This window comes from Polynucleobacter sp. AP-RePozz3-80-G7 (genome assembly GCF_018882145.1).
Lineage (GTDB): Bacteria > Pseudomonadota > Gammaproteobacteria > Burkholderiales > Burkholderiaceae > Polynucleobacter.
This window is the reverse complement of record NZ_JACVPC010000006.1, coordinates 14,684-39,894: the sequence shown is the minus strand read 5'-3', so window position 1 is coordinate 39,894 and position 25,211 is coordinate 14,684. Positions and strand designations below refer to the sequence as shown.

The 25,211-nt window shown below is 44.3% G+C and carries 32 protein-coding genes; all 32 read right to left on the bottom strand.

Annotation, left to right across the window (positions count from 1 at the left end; all coding sequences use genetic code 11):
- Window positions 1–144 precede the first annotated feature (144 nt).
- The 32 genes from ICE90_RS10695 to ICE90_RS10540 all read right to left on the bottom strand — a co-directional run bounded on the left by ICE90_RS10695 (window position 145) and on the right by ICE90_RS10540 (window position 24,842).
- Window positions 145–357: a hypothetical protein gene (locus tag ICE90_RS10695; RefSeq protein WP_216192499.1), complete on the bottom strand. Its 213-nt coding sequence runs from the start codon at window positions 355–357 to the stop codon at window positions 145–147.
- On the bottom strand, window positions 358–864 hold the full coding sequence (locus ICE90_RS10690; protein ID WP_216192497.1) for a hypothetical protein: 507 nt from the start codon (window positions 862–864) through the stop codon (window positions 358–360).
- A complete protein-coding gene (locus ICE90_RS10685) occupies window positions 861–1,358 on the bottom strand; it encodes a lysozyme (protein WP_216192495.1) in 498 nt (165 codons plus the stop codon). The genes ICE90_RS10690 and ICE90_RS10685 overlap by 4 nt, the downstream gene beginning before the upstream one ends.
- Complete coding sequence (locus ICE90_RS10680) at window positions 1,348–1,593, bottom strand: hypothetical protein (protein WP_216192493.1); 246 nt, start codon at window positions 1,591–1,593, stop codon at window positions 1,348–1,350. The genes ICE90_RS10685 and ICE90_RS10680 overlap by 11 nt, the downstream gene beginning before the upstream one ends.
- Window positions 1,590–1,883 carry a hypothetical protein gene (locus tag ICE90_RS10675; protein WP_216192491.1) on the bottom strand — a complete coding sequence of 98 codons (294 nt, stop codon included), beginning with the start codon at window positions 1,881–1,883 and terminating at the stop codon, window positions 1,590–1,592. Before ICE90_RS10675 ends, ICE90_RS10680 begins: the two co-directional genes overlap by 4 nt.
- A gap of 61 nt (window positions 1,884–1,944) precedes the next feature.
- The gene (locus tag ICE90_RS10670; RefSeq protein WP_216192489.1) at window positions 1,945–2,187 is read right to left on the bottom strand and encodes a hypothetical protein; all 243 of its coding nucleotides are present in this window, start codon (window positions 2,185–2,187) and stop codon (window positions 1,945–1,947) included.
- Window positions 2,165–3,151: a reverse transcriptase domain-containing protein gene (locus ICE90_RS10665; protein ID WP_216192487.1), complete on the bottom strand. Its 987-nt coding sequence runs from the start codon at window positions 3,149–3,151 to the stop codon at window positions 2,165–2,167. The genes ICE90_RS10670 and ICE90_RS10665 overlap by 23 nt, the downstream gene beginning before the upstream one ends.
- Window positions 3,152–3,432: 281 nt before the next feature.
- Entirely contained in the window at window positions 3,433–3,813 is a 381-nt protein-coding gene (gene avd / locus ICE90_RS10660) for a diversity-generating retroelement protein Avd (RefSeq protein WP_216192485.1), read from the bottom strand.
- Window positions 3,814–3,830: 17 nt separating this feature from the next.
- Entirely contained in the window at window positions 3,831–4,943 is a 1,113-nt protein-coding gene (locus ICE90_RS10655; RefSeq protein WP_216192484.1) for a hypothetical protein, read from the bottom strand.
- Between the two features lie 74 nt (window positions 4,944–5,017).
- A complete protein-coding gene (locus tag ICE90_RS10650) occupies window positions 5,018–5,383 on the bottom strand; it encodes a hypothetical protein (RefSeq protein WP_216192483.1) in 366 nt (121 codons plus the stop codon).
- Between the two features lie 3 nt (window positions 5,384–5,386).
- The gene (locus tag ICE90_RS10645; protein WP_216192482.1) at window positions 5,387–5,872 is read right to left on the bottom strand and encodes a hypothetical protein; all 486 of its coding nucleotides are present in this window, start codon (window positions 5,870–5,872) and stop codon (window positions 5,387–5,389) included.
- 12 nt (window positions 5,873–5,884) lie between these two features.
- Window positions 5,885–6,088, bottom strand: a complete 204-nt coding sequence (locus ICE90_RS10640) for a hypothetical protein (protein WP_216192481.1) — start codon at window positions 6,086–6,088, stop codon at window positions 5,885–5,887.
- The gene (locus ICE90_RS10635) at window positions 6,085–6,468 is read right to left on the bottom strand and encodes a hypothetical protein (RefSeq protein ID WP_216192480.1); all 384 of its coding nucleotides are present in this window, start codon (window positions 6,466–6,468) and stop codon (window positions 6,085–6,087) included. The genes ICE90_RS10640 and ICE90_RS10635 overlap by 4 nt, the downstream gene beginning before the upstream one ends.
- A gap of 11 nt (window positions 6,469–6,479) precedes the next feature.
- Window positions 6,480–9,716, bottom strand: a complete 3,237-nt coding sequence (locus ICE90_RS10630) for a phage tail protein (RefSeq protein ID WP_216192479.1) — start codon at window positions 9,714–9,716, stop codon at window positions 6,480–6,482.
- The gene (locus ICE90_RS10625; RefSeq protein WP_216192478.1) at window positions 9,716–10,117 is read right to left on the bottom strand and encodes an NlpC/P60 family protein; all 402 of its coding nucleotides are present in this window, start codon (window positions 10,115–10,117) and stop codon (window positions 9,716–9,718) included. The genes ICE90_RS10630 and ICE90_RS10625 overlap by 1 nt, the downstream gene beginning before the upstream one ends.
- Window positions 10,117–10,971 carry a DUF2163 domain-containing protein gene (locus tag ICE90_RS10620; protein WP_216192476.1) on the bottom strand — a complete coding sequence of 285 codons (855 nt, stop codon included), beginning with the start codon at window positions 10,969–10,971 and terminating at the stop codon, window positions 10,117–10,119. The genes ICE90_RS10625 and ICE90_RS10620 overlap by 1 nt, the downstream gene beginning before the upstream one ends.
- Window positions 10,968–11,549 carry a DUF2460 domain-containing protein gene (locus ICE90_RS10615; RefSeq protein WP_216192468.1) on the bottom strand — a complete coding sequence of 194 codons (582 nt, stop codon included), beginning with the start codon at window positions 11,547–11,549 and terminating at the stop codon, window positions 10,968–10,970. Before ICE90_RS10615 ends, ICE90_RS10620 begins: the two co-directional genes overlap by 4 nt.
- The gene (locus tag ICE90_RS10610) at window positions 11,546–13,999 is read right to left on the bottom strand and encodes a hypothetical protein (RefSeq protein WP_216192466.1); all 2,454 of its coding nucleotides are present in this window, start codon (window positions 13,997–13,999) and stop codon (window positions 11,546–11,548) included. Before ICE90_RS10610 ends, ICE90_RS10615 begins: the two co-directional genes overlap by 4 nt.
- 58 nt (window positions 14,000–14,057) lie before the next feature.
- On the bottom strand, window positions 14,058–14,297 hold the full coding sequence (locus ICE90_RS10605; protein ID WP_216192464.1) for a hypothetical protein: 240 nt from the start codon (window positions 14,295–14,297) through the stop codon (window positions 14,058–14,060).
- 16 nt (window positions 14,298–14,313) lie between these two features.
- Window positions 14,314–14,466, bottom strand: a complete 153-nt coding sequence (locus tag ICE90_RS10600; RefSeq protein ID WP_216192463.1) for a hypothetical protein — start codon at window positions 14,464–14,466, stop codon at window positions 14,314–14,316.
- 68 nt (window positions 14,467–14,534) lie between these two features.
- Complete coding sequence (locus ICE90_RS10595; protein WP_216192462.1) at window positions 14,535–14,846, bottom strand: hypothetical protein; 312 nt, start codon at window positions 14,844–14,846, stop codon at window positions 14,535–14,537.
- Between the two features lie 3 nt (window positions 14,847–14,849).
- Complete coding sequence (locus ICE90_RS10590) at window positions 14,850–15,626, bottom strand: hypothetical protein (protein WP_216192461.1); 777 nt, start codon at window positions 15,624–15,626, stop codon at window positions 14,850–14,852.
- A gap of 68 nt (window positions 15,627–15,694) precedes the next feature.
- Window positions 15,695–16,120 carry a hypothetical protein gene (locus ICE90_RS10585; protein WP_216192460.1) on the bottom strand — a complete coding sequence of 142 codons (426 nt, stop codon included), beginning with the start codon at window positions 16,118–16,120 and terminating at the stop codon, window positions 15,695–15,697.
- Window positions 16,117–16,626, bottom strand: a complete 510-nt coding sequence (locus tag ICE90_RS10580) for an HK97 gp10 family phage protein (RefSeq protein WP_216192459.1) — start codon at window positions 16,624–16,626, stop codon at window positions 16,117–16,119. Before ICE90_RS10580 ends, ICE90_RS10585 begins: the two co-directional genes overlap by 4 nt.
- Window positions 16,623–17,177 carry a head-tail connector protein gene (locus ICE90_RS10575; RefSeq protein ID WP_216192458.1) on the bottom strand — a complete coding sequence of 185 codons (555 nt, stop codon included), beginning with the start codon at window positions 17,175–17,177 and terminating at the stop codon, window positions 16,623–16,625. The genes ICE90_RS10580 and ICE90_RS10575 overlap by 4 nt, the downstream gene beginning before the upstream one ends.
- 5 nt (window positions 17,178–17,182) lie before the next feature.
- Entirely contained in the window at window positions 17,183–17,470 is a 288-nt protein-coding gene (locus tag ICE90_RS10570; protein WP_216192456.1) for a hypothetical protein, read from the bottom strand.
- A gap of 74 nt (window positions 17,471–17,544) precedes the next feature.
- The gene (locus ICE90_RS10565) at window positions 17,545–19,056 is read right to left on the bottom strand and encodes a hypothetical protein (protein ID WP_216192454.1); all 1,512 of its coding nucleotides are present in this window, start codon (window positions 19,054–19,056) and stop codon (window positions 17,545–17,547) included.
- A 100-nt stretch (window positions 19,057–19,156) separates the two neighbouring features.
- Window positions 19,157–20,491, bottom strand: a complete 1,335-nt coding sequence (locus ICE90_RS10560) for a hypothetical protein (RefSeq protein WP_216192452.1) — start codon at window positions 20,489–20,491, stop codon at window positions 19,157–19,159.
- Between the two features lie 12 nt (window positions 20,492–20,503).
- Entirely contained in the window at window positions 20,504–22,678 is a 2,175-nt protein-coding gene (locus ICE90_RS10555; RefSeq protein WP_216192450.1) for a phage portal protein, read from the bottom strand.
- Between the two features lie 19 nt (window positions 22,679–22,697).
- Complete coding sequence (gene terL / locus ICE90_RS10550) at window positions 22,698–24,149, bottom strand: phage terminase large subunit (RefSeq protein ID WP_216192449.1); 1,452 nt, start codon at window positions 24,147–24,149, stop codon at window positions 22,698–22,700.
- Window positions 24,136–24,612 (bottom strand): hypothetical protein, encoded by a 477-nt coding sequence (locus ICE90_RS10545; RefSeq protein WP_216192444.1) that lies wholly within the window; start codon window positions 24,610–24,612, stop codon window positions 24,136–24,138. The genes terL and ICE90_RS10545 overlap by 14 nt, the downstream gene beginning before the upstream one ends.
- On the bottom strand, window positions 24,612–24,842 hold the full coding sequence (locus ICE90_RS10540) for a hypothetical protein (RefSeq protein ID WP_216192441.1): 231 nt from the start codon (window positions 24,840–24,842) through the stop codon (window positions 24,612–24,614). The genes ICE90_RS10545 and ICE90_RS10540 overlap by 1 nt, the downstream gene beginning before the upstream one ends.
- Between the last annotated feature and the right edge of the window lie 369 nt (window positions 24,843–25,211).

Genomic DNA, 25,211 nt, shown 5'->3' with positions numbered 1-25,211 from the left:
CGGACTTTTAATCCGTTGGTCGCGAGTTCGAATCTCGCCCGACCCACCAGTAATATCAAGGCTCTCAGGTTAACGCTTGAGAGCCTTTCTCTTTATATTCACCATAATATTCACCAATTGGTGAATAAAAGCAAAATTAGTGGCCTAGCGTTTTCCTGAAATGCCCTTCATTTTTTGCTCGAACTCCCATTGCTCACCGCAATCCTCGCCCTTGCAAAAGCGGCCTATTTCCAAAGTTTCATTGCAGCAAAGGCAATGCCCAGTGTATTTAATTGGCACCACCTGATCCCTGACATGCTTAACGGACAAGGCCGTATCTGACAATTCTCTATCGGACGCTTGATCAAAAATATCCATTTACTGGGCCGCCCTAACCGCCTCTATTTGCCTTTCGGCTTGTCGATACTTTCCGTGGTTGTCGATTGCGGTGGAAAGTACGGTATCAAGGTCAATGGTGGAAGTGATTGAGTCAGTGCTTGCTGGGGAGGTAGTTTCACCTGTGGCACTGGCGTTGAACAGCCGAATAAAACCAAAGCTAACAAAACAATTGCCGCTAGGATTATTAGTGCCGTTGGCCAGATAGAGCGCTTTGGCTTGGGACTGATAACCTGAGCTTTTGGATTGCTCGGCTTGGAGTTCTTTAAAGAGCTGTGCGATTGCAAGGTCTTTTTTGGCTTGCTCAATGGCAAGCTGGGATTTATAGGCTTCTTCTTTACTGAGATTGTCTTTGCTGATTTTTGCTTCGTAGTAGTTTTTTTCGTAGTTGTGACCAAGGTAAACACCTCCTAAAAGTGAAAGAACAGATGAAACTAGAATTGCAATCAGGCAATTTGCGCCAGATGTTAAAAAGGCAAGTGGATTCATTTTTTAGCCCCAATGCAGGTTTGGTATTGATAGATTCTTCGATTAACTACCCCGCCACATTTATGGATGTATTCGGGTGATGAACAGTCATGCCCCTCGTGATCATGCGTGCGCCAAGTCTTAAATGATTCACAGGCTTGTTCGTATTGCTGAAGATTGAAGTAATGCACCATTGGCGATTTGCATACCGCACCTGCGCCAGCGTTATAGGCTCCATCTACTAGAGCATCAAATTCATACTGATACAGGGGGGCTGTAACGCATGATTGAACCCCTTTGGCATAACCATCAATCGATTGACCCAAGACCACTAGCGCCCTTTGTGGGGTTGTTGTATCGCCCTGTTTTACGCCCTTAGTCTCTCCAAAGCCAATCGTCCACACATTTCCTGAGTCGGGATATGCGTTGGCTTTATACCCCTCATTAAGAGCTAGGCCAATAATCATTGAGCCGCTTACGGCTAATGCGGCAGCGGCCATTCGTTTATTCTCCATCGACAGCCTTTTGCTTTACTAAGCGACTCACCATTGCTAGGCCAGAAAAAACAGGGGCTAGGATTGAGCAAAGCACCATCAACAATGAAAACTCATTGCGTGGAAGATCGGATTGATAAAAAGGCAGAATAAGGATAAGTCCGCTACATAAGCCAGATAAAGCCATGAACCTTAAAGACCATGCCTTTTTAAGTATTGTTTTCCAATTTGGGTATAAGGAAAATTTGATATTCATAAATTCTTAGTTCTCTCGTCTATGAGCGCTTTGAAGTTATCAAATAGGCCAGCAATATAGGACTTAAGATCAACCATCATTGCATTCACCTCATCCTTAGTGTAGTTATTACTAGCCACTGTGAGTTCAAGTTTTTGCAGTCTTTCAGAATCTTCAGAGTGCTTGTCATACAGGTCTTTAATTTGCTCGGCTTGCCTAGCATCTTTTTGAGCCAATAAATACATCACTACTGCAGTAGCCATGCCGCCAATGCTGGTTAATAGAATCGCTATAAGAGCAGAAGTTTCCATAATTCACCCAATAAAAAAGCCCCCGTAGGGGCTATTGTTTTCAGTAGTTTTTCAATGTCTATTATTGAAAATCAGCTTTTGTGAATCCAAATCGGGTGATAGTGCTTAAATCTTCAATATCAGTCCATACAGGTTCAACGGCTGGCCCTTCGTAGCCTGGCTGACCATATCCCTCTGGATAGACTGAAGTGTCCTGCTTGCGGGTCATGCTGCCCTTTAAATAATCAATAAATTGATCATGGGCAGGCGTACCAATTAAATGGTCTAAATCTTCTCTAGTGTTAATAATAGGTATTAAGTTCATGCTTATTCTCCATCCAAGTAAAAAGGTTGTGTGTATCAGCCCAGGCTGCGTGACCAGTCCAGGATGCAATAAATTTATCTAATGACTCTTGATCGTTGTGGAGAACCATATTAGATATTTTTCTTTTGGCTCTTAAAACTGAATCAGGCCTTAGCAACTTGTGCGTATCCCAAATTCGATAGCCTAAAAAGTTAATTCCCCTGCCAACCCCAGAACATGACCATTTGCTAATGTTCATGTTCATGTGGTCTTTTGAAAATTCTTGAATCCTATAAAAATCATTTCTAAGTCTTACAGGGTCATCACCAAGAATCACAATATCGTCCATGTACCTAGCCCATCTTCTGTGGCCAAGTTGATCATAAATATAGCGGTCAATCAGTCCACCATAGACATTAGCAAAGAGTTGACTGGTAAGACTGCCAATTGGGATTCCTTTACCATCTAAAGGGATAATCTCTCGCAAGATTTTTAAAGTTAATTTGCAGCCAATTTTTCTATCAATTAAGCGGTGCAATATAACCCTGTCAATGGATGGAAAAAACTTGCTGTAATCGGTCTTTAAATAATGAGTTGCTCCATCTTTCCTGAGCTCCGATTGAATATATCGAACCCCTGCATGAGTCCCCATTCCGGGCCTGCAAGCAAAAGTATTGTGAAGCAACGTTCTTTCAAATATAGGTCCAATCACATTGCATAAAGCGTGTTGAATCAACCTATCATCAAAGTCCAAAGCAGATATAAGCCTTGCCTTTGGTTCATAAATTACAAACTGTCGATAACCGCCTATTTTGTAGGCGCCATCAAGCAATTCTTCTCGAATATTATTTAAGTTGACATGGGAATATTCTTTAAATTCAAGATACCCATAAGTCTTTCTTTTATTTTTAGAGGTCTTACTATAGGCATTTCTTAAATTCTCAATTGAAGCAATTTGCTCAATAAGATTCTTATGTCGTTTCATAAAAGTTGGTTGCGCTGTTCATTTAGAGTTTTTGACTTTCACTACCAAGCGCAATACCAAACCGAGCAATGTATTTCCCAAGGGAGGACTGACTGGCTGACCATATTTAAAAGGCCTACCCATAAAGCCGTAGCTGTTATGGAGTAATTAAATCTTTACCGTCACAGACGCCGCGCGCCCCGATGTTGTTGTTCGAATTCGTGAGCGAATTGTTCCAATTCGAATAACGCGAACCAGCGTTCGCACCGTTGCCCCAGTTGCCACCGAAGTTCACAGCGTGTTTACCCAGCCTGCCCCTTACGTTTTACCTTCACCACCCATGCACCCATGATCTTTCCAACCTCGGCAATCAGCACTTGTGCTGTTTCCACTTGGTGAATAGTCATAGCCCTCATGTATGGCTTGGATAAAAGGCGTAATAGATTGCGCAGATATGCTATTTCTGAATCTGCGTCATTTAGTTTTGAAATTTGTCCTGTCTTGCCAGCAAGGTGAAACAACTTAAATTGCGTGACAAGGCAAAGCAAAAGCATTTCTTTAACGACCTTATGCTTATTGGGAATACTTTGAGCGATTGGATATAGATAATCGAAAACCACTTCAAACTTATCCACAATAAGCATTTGGTCATAAGAATTTGTCTGATCTTTGATAACTGCCATCGGGTCTGCCGACCCGATTAACCAAGTTGCAAGTGGTCACAGACGCCGCGCGCCCCGAAGTAGTAGCTCGAAAGCGTGAGCGAATCGACCCAAAACGAATAACGCGAACCAGCGTACGCACCGTGGCCCCAGTTGCCACCGAAGCTCACAGCGTTCGGAAGTTGATAGGTTTGACCACGACCAATGGTGTTATTAACCCATCCAGCCGCCGCCGCACCACCACCAAAATCAGCACCCCATTGCGACATTACTCCAGCGACTTGGTTAGCGCCCCACTTGGAAACATAAGCAGCGTTCCAAATAGTTGAGTTTTGATCTGAACCAATTGAAGCCGCCTCAGTTGTACCAAATGCAAGAGCCGCAAACTCGTCATATCGTGCTAGGCGCTTGCCCCATGAGCGCATAACTTCGCCAGCTTCCCACCAGTTGAACTCGCCATAAGCATTTGTGCCGGAGCCGCCAAATAATGTAGGAATCTTAGGGGGACTTGCACCGTCGGCAATGGTGACGTTGTATTTGGATGTTCCATTGGTTAAATGGTCAACACCAAGCAAATAAATGTCAGCCCAAAAGCTATTAGCCACCAAGGTCATGCCGCGCGGGTCAGGACACTCAGGTTTAAAGTTCAAATCCCAGAATGAATAGGCATTGATCTGCGGAGTAGTATTACCGCCTGATTGAGCCGCCGCATTATCGCCAGGAGCATAGTGAAATCCACCAATCTTGCGCCAGTTACCTGAGCCCGGGGTTGATGTAAATGAGGTAGTGGCTTGAAGAGTGCCATCATCCTTAACCCAAATAGCGTAATCAGTACCCGCCGTCAAAGTTGGCATAGAGATTGGGGTAGCGTTAGCAAATGAAACTAGCGAACTACCAACAAATACATAAGTACCAGCCTTAATGCTCGCAGTATTTACGGCAGTTTTTGTAAATCCGACTGTCGATGGGTCGGCTTTAAAAAATACTCCAAATGGGTTTGGAATTCCTAGGGCTATACGGGCGTCTAGCGGAGATCCACTTGTTCCTAATAAGCCTGACAAAAAGTCATTTATTTGATCTAATCCGGCCTTAAATGCGCCCTCGGTTACTGTCGAGGCTGTTAGCACTGATTTTGCTGGTAATGCGGGCATGAGATTACTCCTTAGAAATAAAAAAACCGCCTCAAAGGGCGGTTCATAAAAAAGATGGATAAATTAAATTTTGTTTATTGCGTCCACATCAAATTTGGGTCAGTTGTCCACATGAGCGCACTACTACCTAATGGGCTTTGCCCTGCTAAAACAAGGACTGTCTCAACACCGCCAACGGATTTTTTAAAGTAGATTTTTCCGTCATTGGTGTTTATTAACTCTTCCCCAAGGCCAAGGGTTGATGCCGATGGTATAGCCCCAGCGCTACTGCTTTGCGTCTGAGGAAAGTCAAAGGCAAGCGTAGTGCCGTTTGTCTTAACAACCTTGCGCGCATTGCTTGTTTGACTTGGAATACCGCTATTACTTACGGCCGTATTTAAAGCCTTAATGTCAGACCCAACCGCTGAAATGAACGCCTGCAATTGTGTAAGCAGGCTCATGATTTAAGCCTTAGCTGTAGAGTAAGCGGCGGCTAAATCAGTAGTTGGGTCACCAACACCAATGTTTTGACAGGCTTGAATTTGTTGTGGCGATGTCAAAGATTGCGCGGCATCGTATCGAATTCGATTACCAACGGCGGTAACTAATCCAGCAATACCAGTTTCATCGCTTGCAATGGCTGTTGCTAATTCATTAAGCGTATCTAATGCAGTTGGCGCACCGTTGACTAAAGCGCTAACAGCCGCGCTAATTTGAGAATTGATCTTATCAATTGAATAGGTTTTTATTGTCGAAGTGGTAGAGCCATCACTAATTAAGGCTGTCAAATCGATTGCGCCAATCAATGTCTTTAGTTCATTGAGCGCGCTAACCAAATCGGTTTTAGATGTTGTTGTCAGGTTTGTAAGATTGCCTTGTTTCGCTAGCAATGACTTAATGTCGGTGGCAATAGCGCTAATAAGTGCATTCAGTTGGGTTTGTAATGACATGGTTGACTCCTATTAAAGTTTATAAATTTCGTAAAGCAAAGAAAAATCGGCATTAGGGTCAACGGAATCACCCGCATCTCCTTTTGGTCCAAGAACTGCAAAAGCGACTTCGATTGAATTTGACGGGTTGTCATTTATTTCAATTGTGAAATTCTCCTTATCCACAATCTCAATGAGGTTCATTGGCTCATTTTGAATTTCAATCAAATCAGTCATTTGGTGACATCCTCAATGATAGGTATAAGAAATGAGTCGCTAGAGCGGACCTTCCCATTCACAGTAACCTCTAAGTCACAAATCACACTCCCCAAAGGCCATGTGCCTGTATCTGCATTAACTGATGAAAGCATGACAAACTTTCCAGGGCTATCTGTTTGATTTGCATTAAATACAATCTGCAAATCATCAACCAATGACATCGTTACAGGGTCACGCAATTGCGCCTTAATCAAAGTTTGATTGGTAAGAGCCTCTGGGTCATAGATGTACTTTCCATCTACCTTAATTGGAGCTCCATTGGCATCTGCACGGCGCTTCTTGTTAGTGCAATCTAGGGAAAATGTATCTCCACGCTTAAAGGGTGATAGTGCTTTCATATAATTCCTTGTTAATAACCTTGAATCGTTGCATCCACTTTCCCAGCAATAGGGTTATTGCTAGAGTCAAAGCACTGCACCAGTGGACCTAAATCGCTGTTTTTATCAACTACCCTTGCAATGAAGGCGCTGCCAGTGTCTGACAACAACGATAAATTCACGGTTTTGATTGAGATGAAGTTTTTAGTTATTGGAAGTCTTGAGCCTGAGTCAGCAATTGATACCGCACTAAAAACCTCAGTTTTGTCAGGGACATCAAAATTAGCCGATAAAGCTGAGACTGTTCCTTGAGTTCCGCCAAATCCAATCGAAATTCTGATTTGATATTGATCTTCTGTAGCAGTAATTGCGCCTGGCCAAGGAAGGTAGTCAGGCAAACTCCACATAGGGTTAGCATCTTGATTCCACATTGGATTGGCATCAATAGTCCACATGACTGGACCTTCAAATAACCACATTGACCTATCATCGGACGACCACATCAACCTATCGTCATGAGTCCACATTGGAGGGCCAATCTTGCGATACTCTATTTTCCAATTGTTGCCATCAATGACATAAGGAATAGTTAGTTGACTTCCATCAACACCAGGAGGCGCTTGTATAGTTGCCTCATAGACCATCTCTGAATAGGTTTGCGGCCTCCACATTGCAGTGGAATTTGTATGCCACATATTTGCAGTGTCATTTGGGTTCCAAAATATTTCCTGCTCATTAGCAACTAACTTTCCATCCACTATTGAGCCGCCAGTAATCCCACCGGGGAATCCAGCCGCACCAATATCAATTGTTTCAATCACATTGGCTACTAAGGCATCACCTAGATTAATAACAATTGCCGAAGGAACAAGGCTTTCATTAAATTTATTAACCGCCTTAATCATCAACGTGCCAAAGCCTGTGGGCTTATTGGCTGAAATATAAGGACTTGAAACTAATATTCCTTGATGAATTGGAGTGGCATTACCCCAATCTCTGCTATCACCATTAATCCAGCGAATCTCATAGCCTGATAAATTCGAATTTGATACCGGATTCCATGTCAAAGTAAATTTGGAAGCATTCTCATCAATGGCGAATGCCTGCACATTATCCGGTGGAATTCTCAGCATTTCACCAGTGATCTGATAAGAATATGAGCTCACATCTGCTAGTGACTGCTCCCCTCCTAAATATGAATTAAATGAGGTGAATTTAAAATAGATTTTTTTACCAACAAGCGATAAATCCAATGGGTCACTCTTGCTGATCGCCGAATCAATCCGAGCGTATTTTGCGCCTGGTAATTTATTTAGGATGTTTGACCGATAAGCCCCTCTAATTAGCCCTGTAAGGGTGTAAGCATTTTTAGAGGTTAAAGTTGCTGTTTGATAGCTTAAATACTCAGTGTTTACCCCATCGGTAACAACACTCAAAGTCAGCAATGCTTTTGCATCCTCCAAAGATCCCGAGAATAGTTGGCCACCATTGCCAGCCAAGGCAATAGACAAAGAATTATTTTGATCAAGATTTGCGGTTAAAGCACCATACCTAGCGCCACCATAAATCTGGCCTTGCTTTTTGTAGGTTGCACCATCAAGCGAGACCCAAACTGAGCATCCACCCCATCCATCTTTCAATCCCGACACTGCCGCCCAAACTTCAAGGCCATTAGTTGTTAAATCAACAGGTGGCTCGAAAAACATTGGGATAGCAACATTGCCCGGCTCGGCATTGAAATTATGGGCAAAACCTGAGTTATCTTGATGTGGATATATAGCGGATGAAGCAGTACCAAAATTACAATCTTCAGCCGTAATAAGTAGGTTGCCAATTTCATCTTCTTCGACTGTAGTAATGCGAACTGGGTAGCGATTTAACTCCAATACTGAATCAGTCAATGTGACTATATCCATTGGCTCTAAACGAGAGTATCTCCATCCCAAAGTAAATTCATAGGTATTGCGGATGTAAAGAACCCTTTGCTTTATATTCTCTGCTACCTTGTTCGCAACTACTGGGTCACAAATTCCATGCAACTTAACAACATCTTGCGGCCTTAGTCCAATAGCTTCAATACTGGCTTGATCTTTAGCCGTAGCAATATCGATGTTGTAATCATTAGATCGGTTCATGAACTCAACTTGAACCTGATTAAAAGCATCTGCGCTTGTCTTGCGAGTAATCTTTATAGGGTCATCGCTCGTATTTTGAACAATAAAATCAGTGCCATCTAAATCATATTCGGGGGCAATATTGGGAGTGTATGCAACACCATTGCCACTTACAGGGGCATCTTGATATGGAATTATTTTTAATAAGCCATCCGAATAAACGGGGGCCGAATTTGTCATTAAGGCAACCTCTGTGACAATGTCTGCGCCTGACTTTTGAGCATCGTAAGCTGGGCTAATAAATAACCCTGCGGCAATACAGTAATTACTAAAATCAGTCAGAGACCCAAAATCAGATGAATTAAATCCAGAACCATATTGGGTGCTAGTTAAAGCATCGAAAATCACATCTTTTGGGTTGGCATCTAAAATTCCATTGCCATACTGGAATTTTCCATAGGCCTCAAAACTGTAGTTATACATGGCGGCACTATTTTGCAGATCTATTGACCAGCCATAAACGTAAGCAATTCCAGAGTAGCCAAGGGCTTCACTTGGGTGATTGCTTAATAAATAAGGTTGAGGGGCTTGACCAATCTCGCCAGTAGCTAATGCCATTCCAAGCTGATCTAATGCAGGTACAGGCGGATGATAAGTTTGAACTATCTCAGTAATTGGGGTAGAGCCCCAGTCAGCCCATTCTGGACCAGACGCATAGAGTGGATTTCCAGAATCGTCATAACCATAAACAACATTGGTATAACCAACAATAGTTTCATCATTGGAAACGTAGTCAGGCTTTACAACAAATTTATCTTTTGAGCGCCAAATACTGCCAACATTGCTAATGACTCCTTCGCCAAGAGCCATAAGTAGCGCAGTTTTGTATGTATATGTTGTATTTGATGATGAGCCACCGCCACCGCCACCACCACCCTTCCCTCCACCACCGCCACCACCACTACTTGTTACCGTGGTGTGAGCAATAGCTGTAAAGTCGGTGTAATAGAGAAGGTTTGGGCTAACCCGAGTTGTGCCGTAAATAATGCTGATTGCTTTGCCGTAGTTTGAGGTTTGAATCTGCATTGCAGAGATGCGGTTATCTACCGTGCTAACTGATTGCGCAGAACCTCCCCCTCCAAATATGCCGCCCATTATTTTCCAACCCTAAAAAATTTCACGGCTCGATTGCCAAATTGTTGAATATCCGCAAGCACTACACCTTGCCCTAGATGGCTATGAATGATGGTTGTTTCGTTGACAACGATTGCACCATGAGAAAAGCAGCGCCCTATCTTCCAAATTGCCACATCCCCAGGCTCAGGTTTATCAATTTCAGTGCCATATTGGTAAAGCCAACCTAAATACTTTTCTTCTGCCCTGTGTAAGTGCCAGTCAGGTGTGTAGTAGCCTGGGTCAACATGAGGAATAAGGCCAACCGTTTCATAAACCTCACACAAGAGAGTGGCGCAATCTACCCCGGCGCCTTTAATGCGACCATGCACATGATATGGAGTACCCATCCATGAGTAAGCCTCTTTTAAGATAGCGTTCATTAAATGCTCGTTTCAGGAACGGGGATATAAGGCATCCCTCTAAAATGAATCAAGTTCCCAAACTTATTGGCGCAAGTTGACATGGTGTTATCGCAACCTGGAAACACCGTGAAGGTATCGCCTGCACTAGGAGCGCTAGGTAGTGGCAATGCAAAAGTAAACACCCTGCCAAGATAACTTTTTACAGTGCGCTTAATTCCATTATTTGCACCGCTTGTGAAAGTCAATACGCCTTGGTTATAGTAGCCGTCATTTGCATAGACGTTAGAGCTTACTGAGGAAGTTGTACCGCTAGAGATCGAGCCTGAAGCAGTTACAGCACCTTTATTGGCCTGACACATTGGGTCATATACTGAGTTAATGCAAGAGGCCTGATAGAGGTTTCTAGGAACTTGTGAGTTCAGCGTTTCCATCTTAGATTTCACGCTAATTTCAATTTGAGTGCCTGTTCCAACAATATCGGAAACCTTACCCATAAATAGAATTAAATCTCCAACGGGGGGGCTAGCAAAATCTGTCAAAAAGACTTTTCTTAATTCAACCCTTGCGCCATCAAAAAAGCCGACATTCAAAATAGCATTAGATAAACGAATATTTCCAATGTAATCATCTGGGCTTGGACTAAGGGTTAGCGCAAGTGTATCCACTTCGACACCAATCACATTTTTGATCGTGCCACGATTAATAAGAGAGCCACCTGATTTATAGGTATTACCGCCATAAACAAGATCAATGTCGGCAGTAGTCCAGCGATATTGCTCCCCATTTATTAGCGTAAAGGTAAACAATTCAGCCATTAGGAAGGTATCGCTTGAAGCCAATAAGCTGATTAATGCTGGACTTGCAGCTTTCATTTCACGCTCACGAACTCGACTTTTTTAGCCGTCCAAAGGTGATAGAGAAATTGCTCGAAGTCCATTGAGTCTTGCAAGAATCGGCATTTGTAATAAAACGCACCAGACCAAGTAAGTAACTGCCCATTTGCTGGGGGACTTGCAAAAGTAATCAGGTTATTAGTTTGCGTAAATGCCGTGGTTGGCGTGCCATCTTTTTTAATGATTGGAGTGCCATTAGTAGCCATAACAGGCTCAATACAACTAGCGTATGAGCGCACTAAACCAAATTTAGTAGTAACCCCATCCCCAACGCCAAAAGCCTGATCTACAACGGAATTATCGTCTGGGTCGGTATAGAGAAAAGTATCAAAAGACCCGCGGCATTGATTGAATAAACCAATCAATGCTTGCAGCTCATCCTCTCCGTTATCTCTCAAAAATTCATAGCTCAAAGAGAACTGCCATTTAGGATAAGAAAAATAAGAAGCTCTTAATTCTTTTCCTGACGAGCTGGTTTGAATATTAGTTGACCAAATAGGAGTCTTTTTATTACTCCAATTTAAGCCTGGCAATGTTGGAAAGTATCGATTGCTCATGAGAGTTTTAGGCTTCCGTTACGGTGCAGGTCTTTAATGACTTTCGCTAATTCATTTTTGTGCATCATCAAAAAGCCACCCTTCATAGGGACGGCATTGAGTTTGATTGTTGGAGAGCCACTGGAGGCCATGCCACGAATTACATCGGCTTGCTCTGCGGGAAGCACCATTTCTTTTTGATGCAACTGTGTAATGGGATTCATGCCCGCAGGAATATCAAACCCTTTCTCTGCCATTAAATTGGCACCCAATCCCATAACCACAGCACTTCCCGCCGCCGCGGGACCAGCCGCAGCAGGACCCATCTCCGGCGCTAAGAATCCAAAAATTCCAGCAAAGGCTTCTTGGGCGCTATTGGATATTGATTTCAATATATTTCCAACTTGACTGGATAGGCTTGCTGCGCTCTCTTGCTCTGAAATAGCTCCCCTTACTAGAGCATTTGTTTGGCTAGCTTCCGTTTTAACTATTTCCCCAGCAATCCATTGAGTAACCATCTTGGTTGCCATGCTCACAAACTCACCCAAAATGGATTGGAAAATGTTGTGCAATGCCTTTTGCATGGTGATTGTTCCTTGAATCATCCCGGTAATTGATTTATCAATTGCCGAAGTGACGGGGGACATCATTTGCTCATACTCTTTTTTCTTGGAGAGCATGACATCATCATTGATTTTTTTGACATTGTTAGCATGCTCTGCAGTCAATATCTCAATATCAGTGTTGATCTTTTGCTGTGCCTTCTTGTCTTCTTCGTAGAGAGCCAACTTATCTTGCAAGGCCTTAAGCTGAATGTTGTATTCCTTATCCATCAAGATGGACATTGCTTGCAAATATTCAGAGTCGGAAAGGTCTCCCATTTCCTTTTTTAGGCGCAACTTCTCACGCTCGCCATCAAGCTCAATCTTTGCCATCTTTTGCTTGGCTAAAAGTTTTTCATCCTCTGTGGCACGCTCATCCGTAGCTTGTTGCTTATGAATGGAGAACAATTCGTGCTGAATTTCACGGCGCAACTTCACTTCTTTAACGGAGTTTCCTGTTACGGCTGCTAACTTTGCCGTCCAAAATTGCTCCTCCATTTGCAGTGAAGATTTAAAGAAATTGCCTTCATCTTCTTTTTTTTGCTCTAGGTCAGCTTTCCAAGTTTGAATTTGGCTATCACCCTTAGTCTTATCTGGCGAAACAAATGACTTAGTGCCTGACTTAGGGGAATCCTCTTTCCCTTCGGACTGCTCACCTCCCCAAATAGCTTTAATTTTGTTGTCGGCAGCCTGATAAATCTCCACCATCTTATTGGCGTGGGCTTGTGATGCCGCCGTCATTTCGTTCATACCCTTTTCGTAGGCGGCTTTTGCTCCTGCAAAATCTAAACGAATAGCGGCAGAGGCAATCTCTGCGAATGTGCGCCAAGCAATAGAGGCTCGTGCAACACCCATGCCAATGACTTGAAAGAACTCCAAAATGGCGAATTTAGCGGCAGTAATTAAAGAGCTAAGAGTGCCTACTGCCATATTCATAATGCTCATGTCTTTAGGTACAGAGTCCCCAAAAATCTCTTTTGCGGTTTCGCCAACTTGATTGAATACTTCAACAATGACACCAGCCGCACCCGATATGACTTCGCCTACTGCGCCAATTAGTTCACCTAGAACCTCAAATGCTTGTGAAACTACTGGCAAGATTGCCGAGCCAATCTCAACAAAGGCGGTATTCATCTTGGTGATAGCGGGAATTAGTGCCTCGCCTAGCTTTTGGCTAAACTCTTCCATGACAATTCCAGCGGCGGCGTGTTCAATCTTGTATTTCTTGACAGCCTCGACAGCATCTTGACCAATACCAATGCCATATTTCTTTGCCATCTCGGTGGCACGTTCTTGAACATCATTATTGAGTTTGAGGAGTTTGAATGCTTCTTCTGCAGAGCGCCCAAAATTTGTCAATGCAAATTGATTTCGGTCTGTCCCCGCCTTGTATTCCATCATTGTGGAAACGGCATTTTTAAGCAATGTTTGCTGGTCTAGCAAACTACCATTGGAGTCGCGCGTTGCTACTCCCAAAGTGTTAAGGCCAGACTCATTGGTTTTAAGTTGGCGGTCAAACTTCATAGCAATGCCGACATACTCTTCTGCGCTAATGCCAACTAAGCGCAATGCAATATTTAGCTCATTTGCTTTTTCGGCAGTCATGCCAAAGGCGTTGGAGAGCTTCTTAACCTCTCCGGCCTCTTCAACTACAGAGTCAATAGACTCCTTGAATATCTTGCCGCCAGCTAATACAGCCGACAGCATTAAGAATGGTGCTTTAACAGCTTCAAATGCTGCACCAAGCCCACCCAAACTACCAGTCATCTCACTAACGCTACTTTTTATGGCATTAGCGGCAGCCGACATTGCATTTTGTGCTTCCGATGCGTCACCGCCAATCCGTACTTCAACGCTGTTATCTGACATGGGTCGCCCAAAAATAAAAAAGCCACCCGAAGGTGGCTTATGTGTCGTACTAAGAAAACTACTCTAAATTTTTTATATCAATGTGAAAGTAAAACAAGTTTTCACTTTGCTCTTCGTCAGGGTCGTGGCCTGCTTGTGGCTCTATGGGATTAACCCGCTTTTTGGTGATGGTGAGCTTCATTGCTTTTGTGCCATAGGCCATGAGCGCTAAAGCCTCCTCCAACACAATCCCATTAACGCCTGGTATCCAATAAGGACCACGCTTTTTCGTTAAATTATCGGGATTATCTTGCGACATTCCCGTATTTTAGACCTTAAAAGAAGTCGAATAGGCTATTACCATGCTCATCTAGCCCTGTTTCTGAGCTAGATTTCTTGGTAATTCCGAATCGATGGGCCAGCATGACATGAACCGGAGGGCATTCCTCCCAATACTTGTTCATGTCATTTAGGCGGGGAATTGTCATGTTTTCATCAATATATTCCCAAGTCCAACCAGTAACGGTTATCAAATGGGAATATAAATGACCCCAATCTAACCCCCCGCCTGCGCTTCCCCCGGCTCACCTTGCACAAATCCTGAGCCGCCCAAAATGGCCTTGATAATCTTAGGCGCATTGGATAAATCCAATATGTCCTCGACCTTTTCAATAGTCATATCTGGGTAATTGCGAGACAACGCCGTTTGCACTACTTCGGCAACGGCATTCATCTGCTCTTCAGTCAAAGACCCGGCTACAGATTGCAATATCTGAATTTTAGGAAGCAGTTTTTTAATCTGCCCAAAAGACAGGGCGGGAATTACATACTCTTCACCGCCAATGGTGATACGAGTGCCTTCAATCATTTATTACTCCGAAGTTGATAAATCAAGGATGTTGCCTGTTCCATCGTCAAAGGCAGAGAAGTCAAACTCAGGTATTGCAAAGTCTTCATTCTTAAAACCAATCGACATCTTGGTAGGCATTGCACGGCGAAATGACATGGTTGTCAGTTTTCCAAGATAAGCAACGGTCAAATCCGCCTTAAATGTTGGCGCATAGCCCATTGGCAAGTTTTGCACAGTCATCTTTTGAGCTTTGCCAACACCAGCAGTGGCGCTATACATATAGTTGATGTAAACAGTCTTACCAGAGTCTGCGGAGGCAAACGTATAAACACCTGTCAACACATTCAAGCTGTATTGACCTGTAATTGGGCTAGAAGCTACACGAACCATTGGGTCGCCATTACCATCGATAACGCCAGCATCAGAAACAAAAGTACCTGTGAGTGGAGGAGCAACAGTAATTGCGTATGGGCCTGTTGATGGCACTACTTGGCCCTGGGTGTCAGAGTTGACAGCCATCAAGCCTGAATTCAATGTTTGACCAAAGAACATGGCATTCCAAACGGCTGCAAAAATACGGGCAGGCTTAACCTTTACAGTCATCTTTACTTTGCCACGACCAACAGCTTGAGCAAATTGATTTTGACCGTATAACTCTTTTACGTCACCTGAGAAGTCAATGGCGCCATCTTGCAATGTCATGAGTGGCATTGGTGTTGGATTTGCAATAGCATTTCCACGAGCGTCAGTTAAAGGGGTGACATACATATTGCCAGTACCGAAAGCATATTGAGACATGGTTTTCTCCAAATAAAAAACCCCGCACATGGCGGGGGTAGTGAATTAAAAATTGGTTAGGGGTTGAGTTAGACAGCTTTAATAACGATGGGGATGATGGCTACACCTTGATCACCAAGTACCCCTTCATCAGTTTCGATAGAGCCTTCAATCCAGCAATGCTGAACAAGGCCTCCAAGAGTTTGCTTATTGCTAATGGGGTCAGGCTTTAATGCCGTAAAAATCGCATCAACCAATGGATTTAATATGGTTGCCGGGGAGCTTGATGGGTCACCGGATGTTCTTGCATATAAGTAAACATCGACTTGCAGATCTGAAACCGAATTCAGTCCCGGCACAGTGGAAACCACTTCGCTCTTTTGAGTTTGAAATAAGGCTGGTTGCTCCGTAGAGGGAACATCATCCCAATGCTTTAAGCGCCGAGATACCGTGATAAATCCCGCAATCCCCTTAAATCTTTCAAACAATGCTGAAAAAATTATTTCACGGTTCATTTAATAAAGTTCTTCATAAATAGATCATGAGCCGTCTTCTCTAAGTCAATTTGCATTGAGCTTTGAATCTGGTCTGTCATGTCATTAAGGGCTGATCGTAAAAACGAATGGTCTGGGTAGTTCACTTGTCTGCTGTGAGCCGAAACCATCACCTTGTGAGGGTTCTTAACAGTCTTACCAAATGCTGATGTCATCATCCGCAAATGCGCTTTGACATTTTGAGAACCTTTAAAACCATATTCCTGATAAGCGGCATATTGCACATTAGTGCCAACATAACCATCCACCTTAGAACCATTAGCCTCGACTCGTTGATTAATCGACCTACGCAAGCGCCCTGTCTTGACATTTAATGCTTGGCCAGAGAGCTTGTTGCCTTTTACTTCACGCAATAGCTCCAAGGTCAATCTCCCCACTGTCTTTTGCAAGGAATTGGCAATCGCTGGAGACATGGAGTTGAACTTAGCAACCACATCCTCACCGCCGACTAGCCAAGCCTTAATCACAGGGGGATTACCTTCTTGTAGTTCTTTAACAAGCTGAGTACATCATCGGGAAAGTCTTTAATCATGTAGGTAACGGTTTCACCATTAGCCATGTTTTTAGACTGTTGACCAATGCGGTCTCGCTCTTTGTAGCGCAAGGCCACTAATTCAATTACCGCTTGCTCAATATCAAGAGGTACAGTGGCAAACCCCGCCTTATAAGACAGTTCAACGTTTTGCACACCTTGATTAAAGATGTATCCAATAAGTGTGATTGAAGTGCCATTAAAACGATAACCAGGCGATTGAAAATCGGGGCAAGGCAAGATGGGCTTGCCGTTGACCTTTACACCTGTTACTTCGGTAACTGGGTAATCGGCAAACATCATCGAGTTGTTGCCGTTGCCATTCCTAGTCTCGGTGTAGGCTTGGCTTTTCAATTGGCGGTTTAGCCAAGATTGAATTGTCTGGCTAATCGCTAGAGACAAGCGCTGTATCAATGTGTCATCTGTAGATGAAGTGATACCAATCCATTCCTTGACATTGGCCACCGTTGTAAGGTTTTGGTCCATAGCGATTATTGCTCGCCTGACTCGTTACCTTCATTGCCTTCTTGGTCACCAGTTCCATCACCTTCATTGTCTTGGTTTGAGTTTTCATCTCCTTCAGGCGCATTACCTAAAGGGTTTTGTTTGTCTTTTTTTGGCGCGCGCTTGTTCTTTTGAAACCAAGGGGCATAACCATGCGAGAAAAGTACAGCAACTGCTTGTGCTGGAACTTCAACAATGCCATCCACCACTTCAAAACTTTCACCTTCAAAAGTAACTGAAGTATGGCCTTCTGGGGCAATTAATTTTTGTGTCATTTGATTTATTCCAATAGATAAAGAAAAAACCCCAGCCTTGTAAAAGGCCGGGGCTCTCTCGCATTAACGCTTAATTAAGCGTTAGCGATGTTGGTGATAACACCCATTGCGAATGGAGCATAGTGTTGCAATACGCCATCTGCATAAACACCGTACTCATACTTACGGGTTTTAACAGGCCATTCCAACTGGTAGTAGTCTTGACGCATGAGCATCTGAACCACATTACCTACGTTGCTAGTTGGGTATGGCAACTTCTCTGTGTGGAAGAACACAGTACCAGCAGGCATATTCGGATGAATTACCACTGGAATCTTTGTGCCTGTTACTTTATTCAAGTATTCAGCCACGCGCAGACCAGCTTGCAAATTGCCTGGATTAACCGCATCGGTTGTCATACGGAGCAATGGAGCACCACCGTTGCCAATCACCTTTTTAGTGATGTTGATGAGCTCTTGCGCACTCACATAGATCACTGTAGGGCTTAAACGATAGCGGTTATAGAACTGAACAAATGCTTGTTCAAATTCAGCAATACCGCCAGCGCCATCGGCTGTTAGGCCTGTACCTGCACCCGCTGTGCCTGTTGCCATGTTGTAGATATAAGCACCTGAGTTTGGTTTGAATGCTTGGGTAAGCAAACCGTCAAAATCCAAAGCTGAAGTGGAGTTATCACTATCAGCCAAACTAGCAGCAGTTTGTGCTCCAGCGCTAGCAGCAGCAGTAATCACTGCAGAGTTAATGCTAGTAACAGCAACCAACTTCTCAGAGCCAGCCTCGCCAACAAACCAAGCGTAACCAACTGCACCGTTTACCTGTGCAACAGAGGCAGTGATAGAGCCAGCAGAGCCAGAAGTGTTAACAGTAGCGCTTGCAGATTTGCGAGCAGAACCACCACCAAATGTATCGGTTGTTCCATCCGCATTGGTGCGAACGATTTGACCTGGCACTTGTGCAGTAGCTGCATTGAAATAAGAGCCGATTGAGCCGTTATTTACACCAACTGTGTCGAGGTAAGCCTGTAAACCCAAAGCTACAGCAATCACGCTGTACGTTGCAGCCGCTAATGTGCCACCTGTACCAGCGCTTAATGTTGGAGTTGGAGTTGTACCCAAAGATACGGAAGTGTTACCACCAAGGATGGTGCGCTCTTCCTGAATCATGGTGCTTTCAAGCGATTGCTGAACAGCCAAAGCCTTCAGGTCTTCGTAATTCTTTGAAGCATAGTTAGCTTCAAAAGTTACGTTGTTTTCTAAGCCAAAGCCACGGAAAGCAGCCATGTACTCAGAAGTTGAATGGCTAATTACGCCACCACGTTTACCTTCGGAAACACCCGCGCGCACGTTTGCTACGTTGATGTTTGTAATAGCCTTCCAGTTTGCTTGGATAGCGAAACCGCCACCAATACGAGGAATGCTATTACGCAAAGGGGTCAATAATGGGTATAGCTTTTTAGCAGGAGCTTCAAGGTTGTACGCTTGCAGGCCAGTAGTAGCGCTATTTGGCTGCACAAATGACTTAATCAAATCATCCGGCACAGATTGCGCTGTTTTAACTAAATCGATAGTTTCTTTGGTAGGATTCATGTAAATTTCTCCGAAAAAAAACCACCTTGCGGTGGCGAAAATTGCTTTAGAAAATGAAGAAACCCGCCGTAGCGGGTCGGTTAGAGGTTAAAAAATGGTGTTAAAAGGTGAGAACACCGCCTTGTTTGTGAATCGATTTAATCAATGAAGCTACTTCGTCAACATTGCCCTGTGAGTTCTTCACAAGGTCTGCTTCGGAATTCTTACTAGATTTGGAAAGATCATCTCCGCCTTGGTCGGCAGTTTTATCAATGGCCTTCAAGAGCGCCTTGCCCGGTGCGGGTTGCGCTTCAATCTCTTTAAGACGCTTTTCAAGAGCATCTTTCTCAGTGGTGACCTTAGATAACTCACCTTTAACCAAATCAAGCTCACCAACGACTTTAGAAAGATCATTTGCTTGGCCTGCTTTGCCAGTGTCATCCTCATCTGAGTCATTGCCTTCATAGCCAATAGCGCTCAAATGATCGTTAGCATCTTTAATTGCTTGGTGGGCTTTTGCCAACTTTGCCTTAGCATCTTTGGAGAACTTAGCGCCAGCCTTAGCAAGATCACTAGTCTTATCGTTTTGCTCGATAGTTCCCATTGCAGGGTCTGTCTCAGGAACCATGGCTTGTAAATCTGCCATCAATTCAGTAGTTTCCTCTTCGCTCATGGCCTTGAATATTTCAATGCCTTGAGCCAACCACTCACGCAATTGCTGAGGAATTGTGGACTTATCACCCTCAACCTGAGATTCCCATTCTGCGCAATCAGTCAGACTGCCAACATTAGAGAGTAGGTCAGCAAACCAGCAAACTGCAGACATCCCCTTTTTTAACTCTTCAGCCTTGATTGCTTTTTCAGTATCGACTGGGTCAGTAGTGGCGTTGCCTTCGGTGGAATTTACCGCAGGCACAGGGTCTTTTTTTGATTTAGCAAATGCCAATAAATCTTCAGGGCTAATGTCGCCTTTATTGAGGAGCTCGGCTAATTCATCAACTGCGCTCACTTGGTTCTCAATGGTGTCAGCCTTAAACATAGTAAAGATTGCCTCTGGGTTTGCTGGACGGTCCACTAAAGAGATTTCAACTAAGTTAATGCCAGTAATGAGAGACTTGTTCATTTCATCACGCTTAGTCACCTTGCCGCCGATTGAAAAGCCCTTATAGACATTCGCTTTAACTTTTTTCACGGCCTCAGAGTCAACCACATGAGCGCCAAAGTAAGTACGACCATCATCTTCAACTTTAGCCTCAATCGCAGTGCCTGCGGCCTTGGCTTGGTGCATTTCACGCACTGCCCCAAATTTCATATAGCCAGGTAATGCGGCTTTCATTGCATCCGCTTGAATTACCTCACCATCTGAATCGGTGACCTCGGAGGACGCATATCCCCACACCTTGATAGTGCCATCATCTAGCTCTTCGCTTTTGGAAATTTCTGCATATAACTTCATAGACACTCCTAATTAATCATTTTCTTCATCGTTTAAAACGGGCAATACATCGCACCGACAGGCGGGATGTAATGGGGGCCCATCGCCACCATCATTGGGGAACTCTTCATCAATACCAACTACTACGCCATCCAATTCTTGACAGTCATCGCAACATCCTGCGCCGACAATCCATTGCTTACCAACAGCAAGGCCCGACTCTTTATAGGCAGATAAATTGCCTGCCACATCAGCAAATGCCGTTTCTGTGCGCGCAATCATCTCTGCTCGTTCATCAGAAAAAGCATAGTTCTCAGAAATTAGGCTAGCCAATTGGTCATTAGACATCCCCTCCTCAATGGCACGAGCCACATCAGACCGGAGCATTTCTCTAGTTGATTCTGTAATTTGCCAACTAGCATCAGGATTGGGGATAAGATCACCGCCCTCATCTCGCTTCATACCAACAAGCTCGGCACTACGCTGTTGAGCGTATTCAAGCGCCTTCTCATTGACTTGCGAAAGGGTTTGATCAACATCAATCTGACTGGCATTGTTACCAGCGGCCAATTTCAACTGAGCTAATGCCTCAACTCCACCATCCTCATAGACTTGCTTTAGCAAATCTTCCATATCACCAACAATCACAGCCCATCCTGAGAACTTCAAGGCCGCCAATATTTGCTCAATCTTGTCTTTGTCCACCTTATTGGCCTGCGTGTAAGCATCAATGACTTGCTTGCTTATGACTTCCTGTTGCTTTTGAAAGAAACCAGCCATAGCAGACTTCATCTCTTTCTGAATGCGCCTAATTTCCGATCTATCTCGGTCAATAGGCGCCATGGCTTTTTTTGTTTTGCCTAGCGCCTCCTTGTTAGGAGGGGGTTCCTTGTCGGGATTTGGGATGTTAGGCAAACTGGGTGGCAATGGCTCAGGGGGATTAAGCACCATGTCTAATGGCACAGCACCACCGGAAGTAAAGATCAAGGGAGTGTCTCCACCCGGAATTGGGGGCTCCCCATCTTTAGCGCGCGCCTCATTAATTGTGAGGGAGCCATTGCGAATCTTTTTATCTTGAATCGTCGATTGATCAACCGGGTCTAGAGAGTCCTCTTCTTCCCAGCTAAACTCTAAATCGTTAATACGGAAATATTTAAAAATTACCAAATCAATAAGGGATTTAACCCAATTCTTGGTAGGCTCTAAGCCTTCTTGCATTGATTGTTCGTGCGCATTATCTGCAGTCGCTCGATTTTGTTGCTTAATAAATGGGGTCGGATTGATTGAAAATGCAAAGCAAACAACCCTTGCTAACCAATCGTCCATCTCATCTTTTAAAGCGCCTGCTTTAGTATCGTGAGGCGAAACACCACCGGGGATAAAGCGGGCGATGTGCTTACTTTGACTCTGATTGAGCTTATTCCACCAATCTTGAAACTGTGCAATTTGGTCTGGATTCCATTCAGCCGGAGTATTAAAAATCAAATTGGGTGTATTGCCCTCGGTGTAATAACTCAACTGATTGACCTGACGGCGTAATGCAATGTTGACCGTCATGATGATTTGCTCGACAGGGGAGAAACCATAAATCTTGTGAGCACGAGGATTGCGAGGTTTATAGATCAACTCATCTAAAGAGTAATCAATCGCAGGCAAGCCCTTCAAAATTTGCTGATAAGCAGGGTTTGGGGCCATGGGGGTTCTACCCATATCATCAATCACCCGCTTAATCGTTGAGCCATCAACAGGCTCTAGAGCATACAGATCACCGCCTTTAGTAGGGCGAATGTAGATGGTAGGAGCATCAAGAACTAGCAAATCCTCCAAAAGCATTCGAAGCCAATCATCCCAAGAATGCTCTTTATCTGGCATCTTAAAAAAATCAACCAACTCATCACAACGGCTATCGGCAGTGGCTTGCTTATCTTTTGGACGAATCGTCCATTTCAACTTTGCCATTTGGTCTTTGCGAGTCTCAATGACTAGGCGCAATAAATCGTAGCCATCGGCTAGCGCACGCATTTGACCAAAGCTAATAGCCTCTTCTGTGCGTGGTGTAATGCGAGTGTTGTAGCCAACAGGAAAGTCTAGTTGGCGACCTACAACGCTAGGCTTTTCAGACTCGGACACCACGGGCAACATAGGTTGCTGTGGGCCAAACCAGCTAGGCTCTTGTCCAGTTAGAACATAACGAACCCCGGCGCTCACTCTAGCTATCAAACTTGGTTCAATTGGGGTTCGTTTCGCTTCCGCCATCTTGCTGTACTTTCATTTTTTCGTGCTGTTGCTGGATATAGTCAAACAGACCGTAAGTGTTATTTGTGAACATTCCGAAGGCGCCACCGCAAGCATCGACATCATCATCATGGTTTGCGTCTGGGAATCCTTCTAGCGATGTAAAGAAAGCCTCATTCCACGAGCCCCGCAAAATCTTGACATTCCCCGCTTGCGCCTGAGCGCTAAATGGGCCAAAGCGGATAATCTTGCTACCACGCTCAGGCCTTGCGGTAACTGTGTACCCTGCTAATTTGCCAATCAAATAACTAGCTTGCGACTTACCAGCTTGCCCTGGGTCTTGTGGCAATCCAATGCGGCAGGCTGAAGTATCAGAAGAAGCCATATTAATAATGGAGTTCTCCACCTTCAATGAGGTATCTCGCAATCGCACCACATGAGCAACGTAATACAGCCCAGTTACTGGGTTGTGGCCCAACTTGACGCCAATAGTCCAGTCAGGGTCATTACCTTCAGTCTTAGGGGTTGCCGCTAAGTCCCAATACCTCACAAAGCGAGTACCACTAGGGATAGCATCAACAATCTCGCACCATTCACGCCTGAAATACAAACCAGCCGCAGGGCGAATCTTCCAGTTACCACCCAATAAGCGGGCTTGCTCAACCGCAGGCAAAGCCTTCAAGTTGGCCAAATAGTTTGGGTCAGACTTTAGTAAGGCTTTGTTATCAGAGAGCTTTGCCGAGATAAAGGTTAGTGATTTTGGGTGAACCTGCTCTTCATGGTCACTAGGTAAATCCACACTGCCATACTTCTCGATTAACTCTTGGGCGCTATCGCCCCACAAAATCTTGTCATTAATCACAATGAACCAACGCACGACTCCAGAGCGCTCTGGTATTGCTAATCCTGATTTTTGATCTATCCACCACTCGATTAACTCGGCTACCCATGAATCCGCATCAGGGTTGCAAGTAGCCCGAATGTAGGGCTTGACCCCACTCATCGAGCGATTGCGAGATAGCAGATAAAAGAATTGGGAGCGACTAAAGTGAGTCAACTCATCAAAGCAAATTAGGGGAATCTGTGCGCCCTGCCAATCTAGCTTTGTGTTTTCATGCTCCAAGTGAGCAAACTTAACTCTTCCCCCCTTGGGCCAGTGCCACTCTAGAACATGGGACACGGGCTTGGCATACATCAAGGGGTAGAGCTTATTAGACTCATCCCATAACCCACCAGGGTTTCTTACCTGTACGGTATTGCGCCGAAAGAACACGGCGGCAAACTCAGTATTGGTCACCACATGGCGCAAAGGTTCAAGCAATAAGGCCCAAGTCTTTCCACCACCAGCAGCGCCTCCATAAATCGCAATATCCGCTGAAGTCGCTAAGAATTGTGTTTGGGGCCCTGGTTGCGGTTGTATCTCATTGACACTAGGAGCGCTCATTGTCGGGTAGCTTTACGATATGCACGACATTTTGCAAAAGCTCGGCATTGTTATTTACCTGCACTGCCACACTCGGGTTTTTGCCCTCGATCACTTCTTTGGCAACTCCAATAGTCTTCGCACGATAGTTAAAATCTTGTTGGTCAATACATTCTTTTGCCATGGCTTGCTGGACATTCTTAATGGCTGACCTATTTAAGTATTCCAACCACTTGAACTTGGAATCAACCACTTCGTGAACAGCGTTCACGGTGCGTTCATCAAGTTGGCTAAGTTCTTGTTTTGCCTCAACTAATTTGTTCACGATTGTGGCGGTATCTTTTTCAATACCCTTAGTGATCTTATTGACCACTCCCAAGCTGACCTTATAGCGTTGTGCTATGTGCCTTTGGCTATATTCGCCTGTGCGCCAATCAGCGAGGATGGACTCTTTTACAGAGTCCGGTATTGGTTTTGAAGCCATTATTTTTTAAATACTTCAACGAGCTTGTCATGAGCAGAACGAACGCTTGCACGATAGTCTTGGCAAATTGCCAATTGATTGCCTGTTAAGCCTTCGTGCTTTTGGCAAACTCGAACACTCCACACATAAGCATGGTGCTGACATGACTTGCATCCAAGGGACTGATCAAACTCCTGATTACGCTCTAGCGCTGTTTCAGGGTTGATGAATGATCTTTGGGGTAATGTCATGACCTCGATATAAAAAGACCCACCAAAGTGGGTTGAAGGGGACTAATCCCATGGAGACTGCAAAAATAAACCTTCTTACGGCTAGTGACTTACTGGGAGCTACCCAACAAAGATGACCGCCAAGCGTCACACCTCGCAATCAAGAGCCACTTGATTACCGTTATATGGGCTTTGCTTAAATCACCATGCGTAAAAAGCAAAAAGCCCCCGAAGGAGCTTTTTTTGTGAGATTCCGTTGCCTTTGCGTTAGCAAAACCCATTGGGCGGCTACATCCGTATTGCACTCACTCTCGGAATTCTTTAATACAAACCCACAAACAGTGAGTCAATTTCACTAGGGGGCAAAAATCCAATCTAGCTAATTAACCG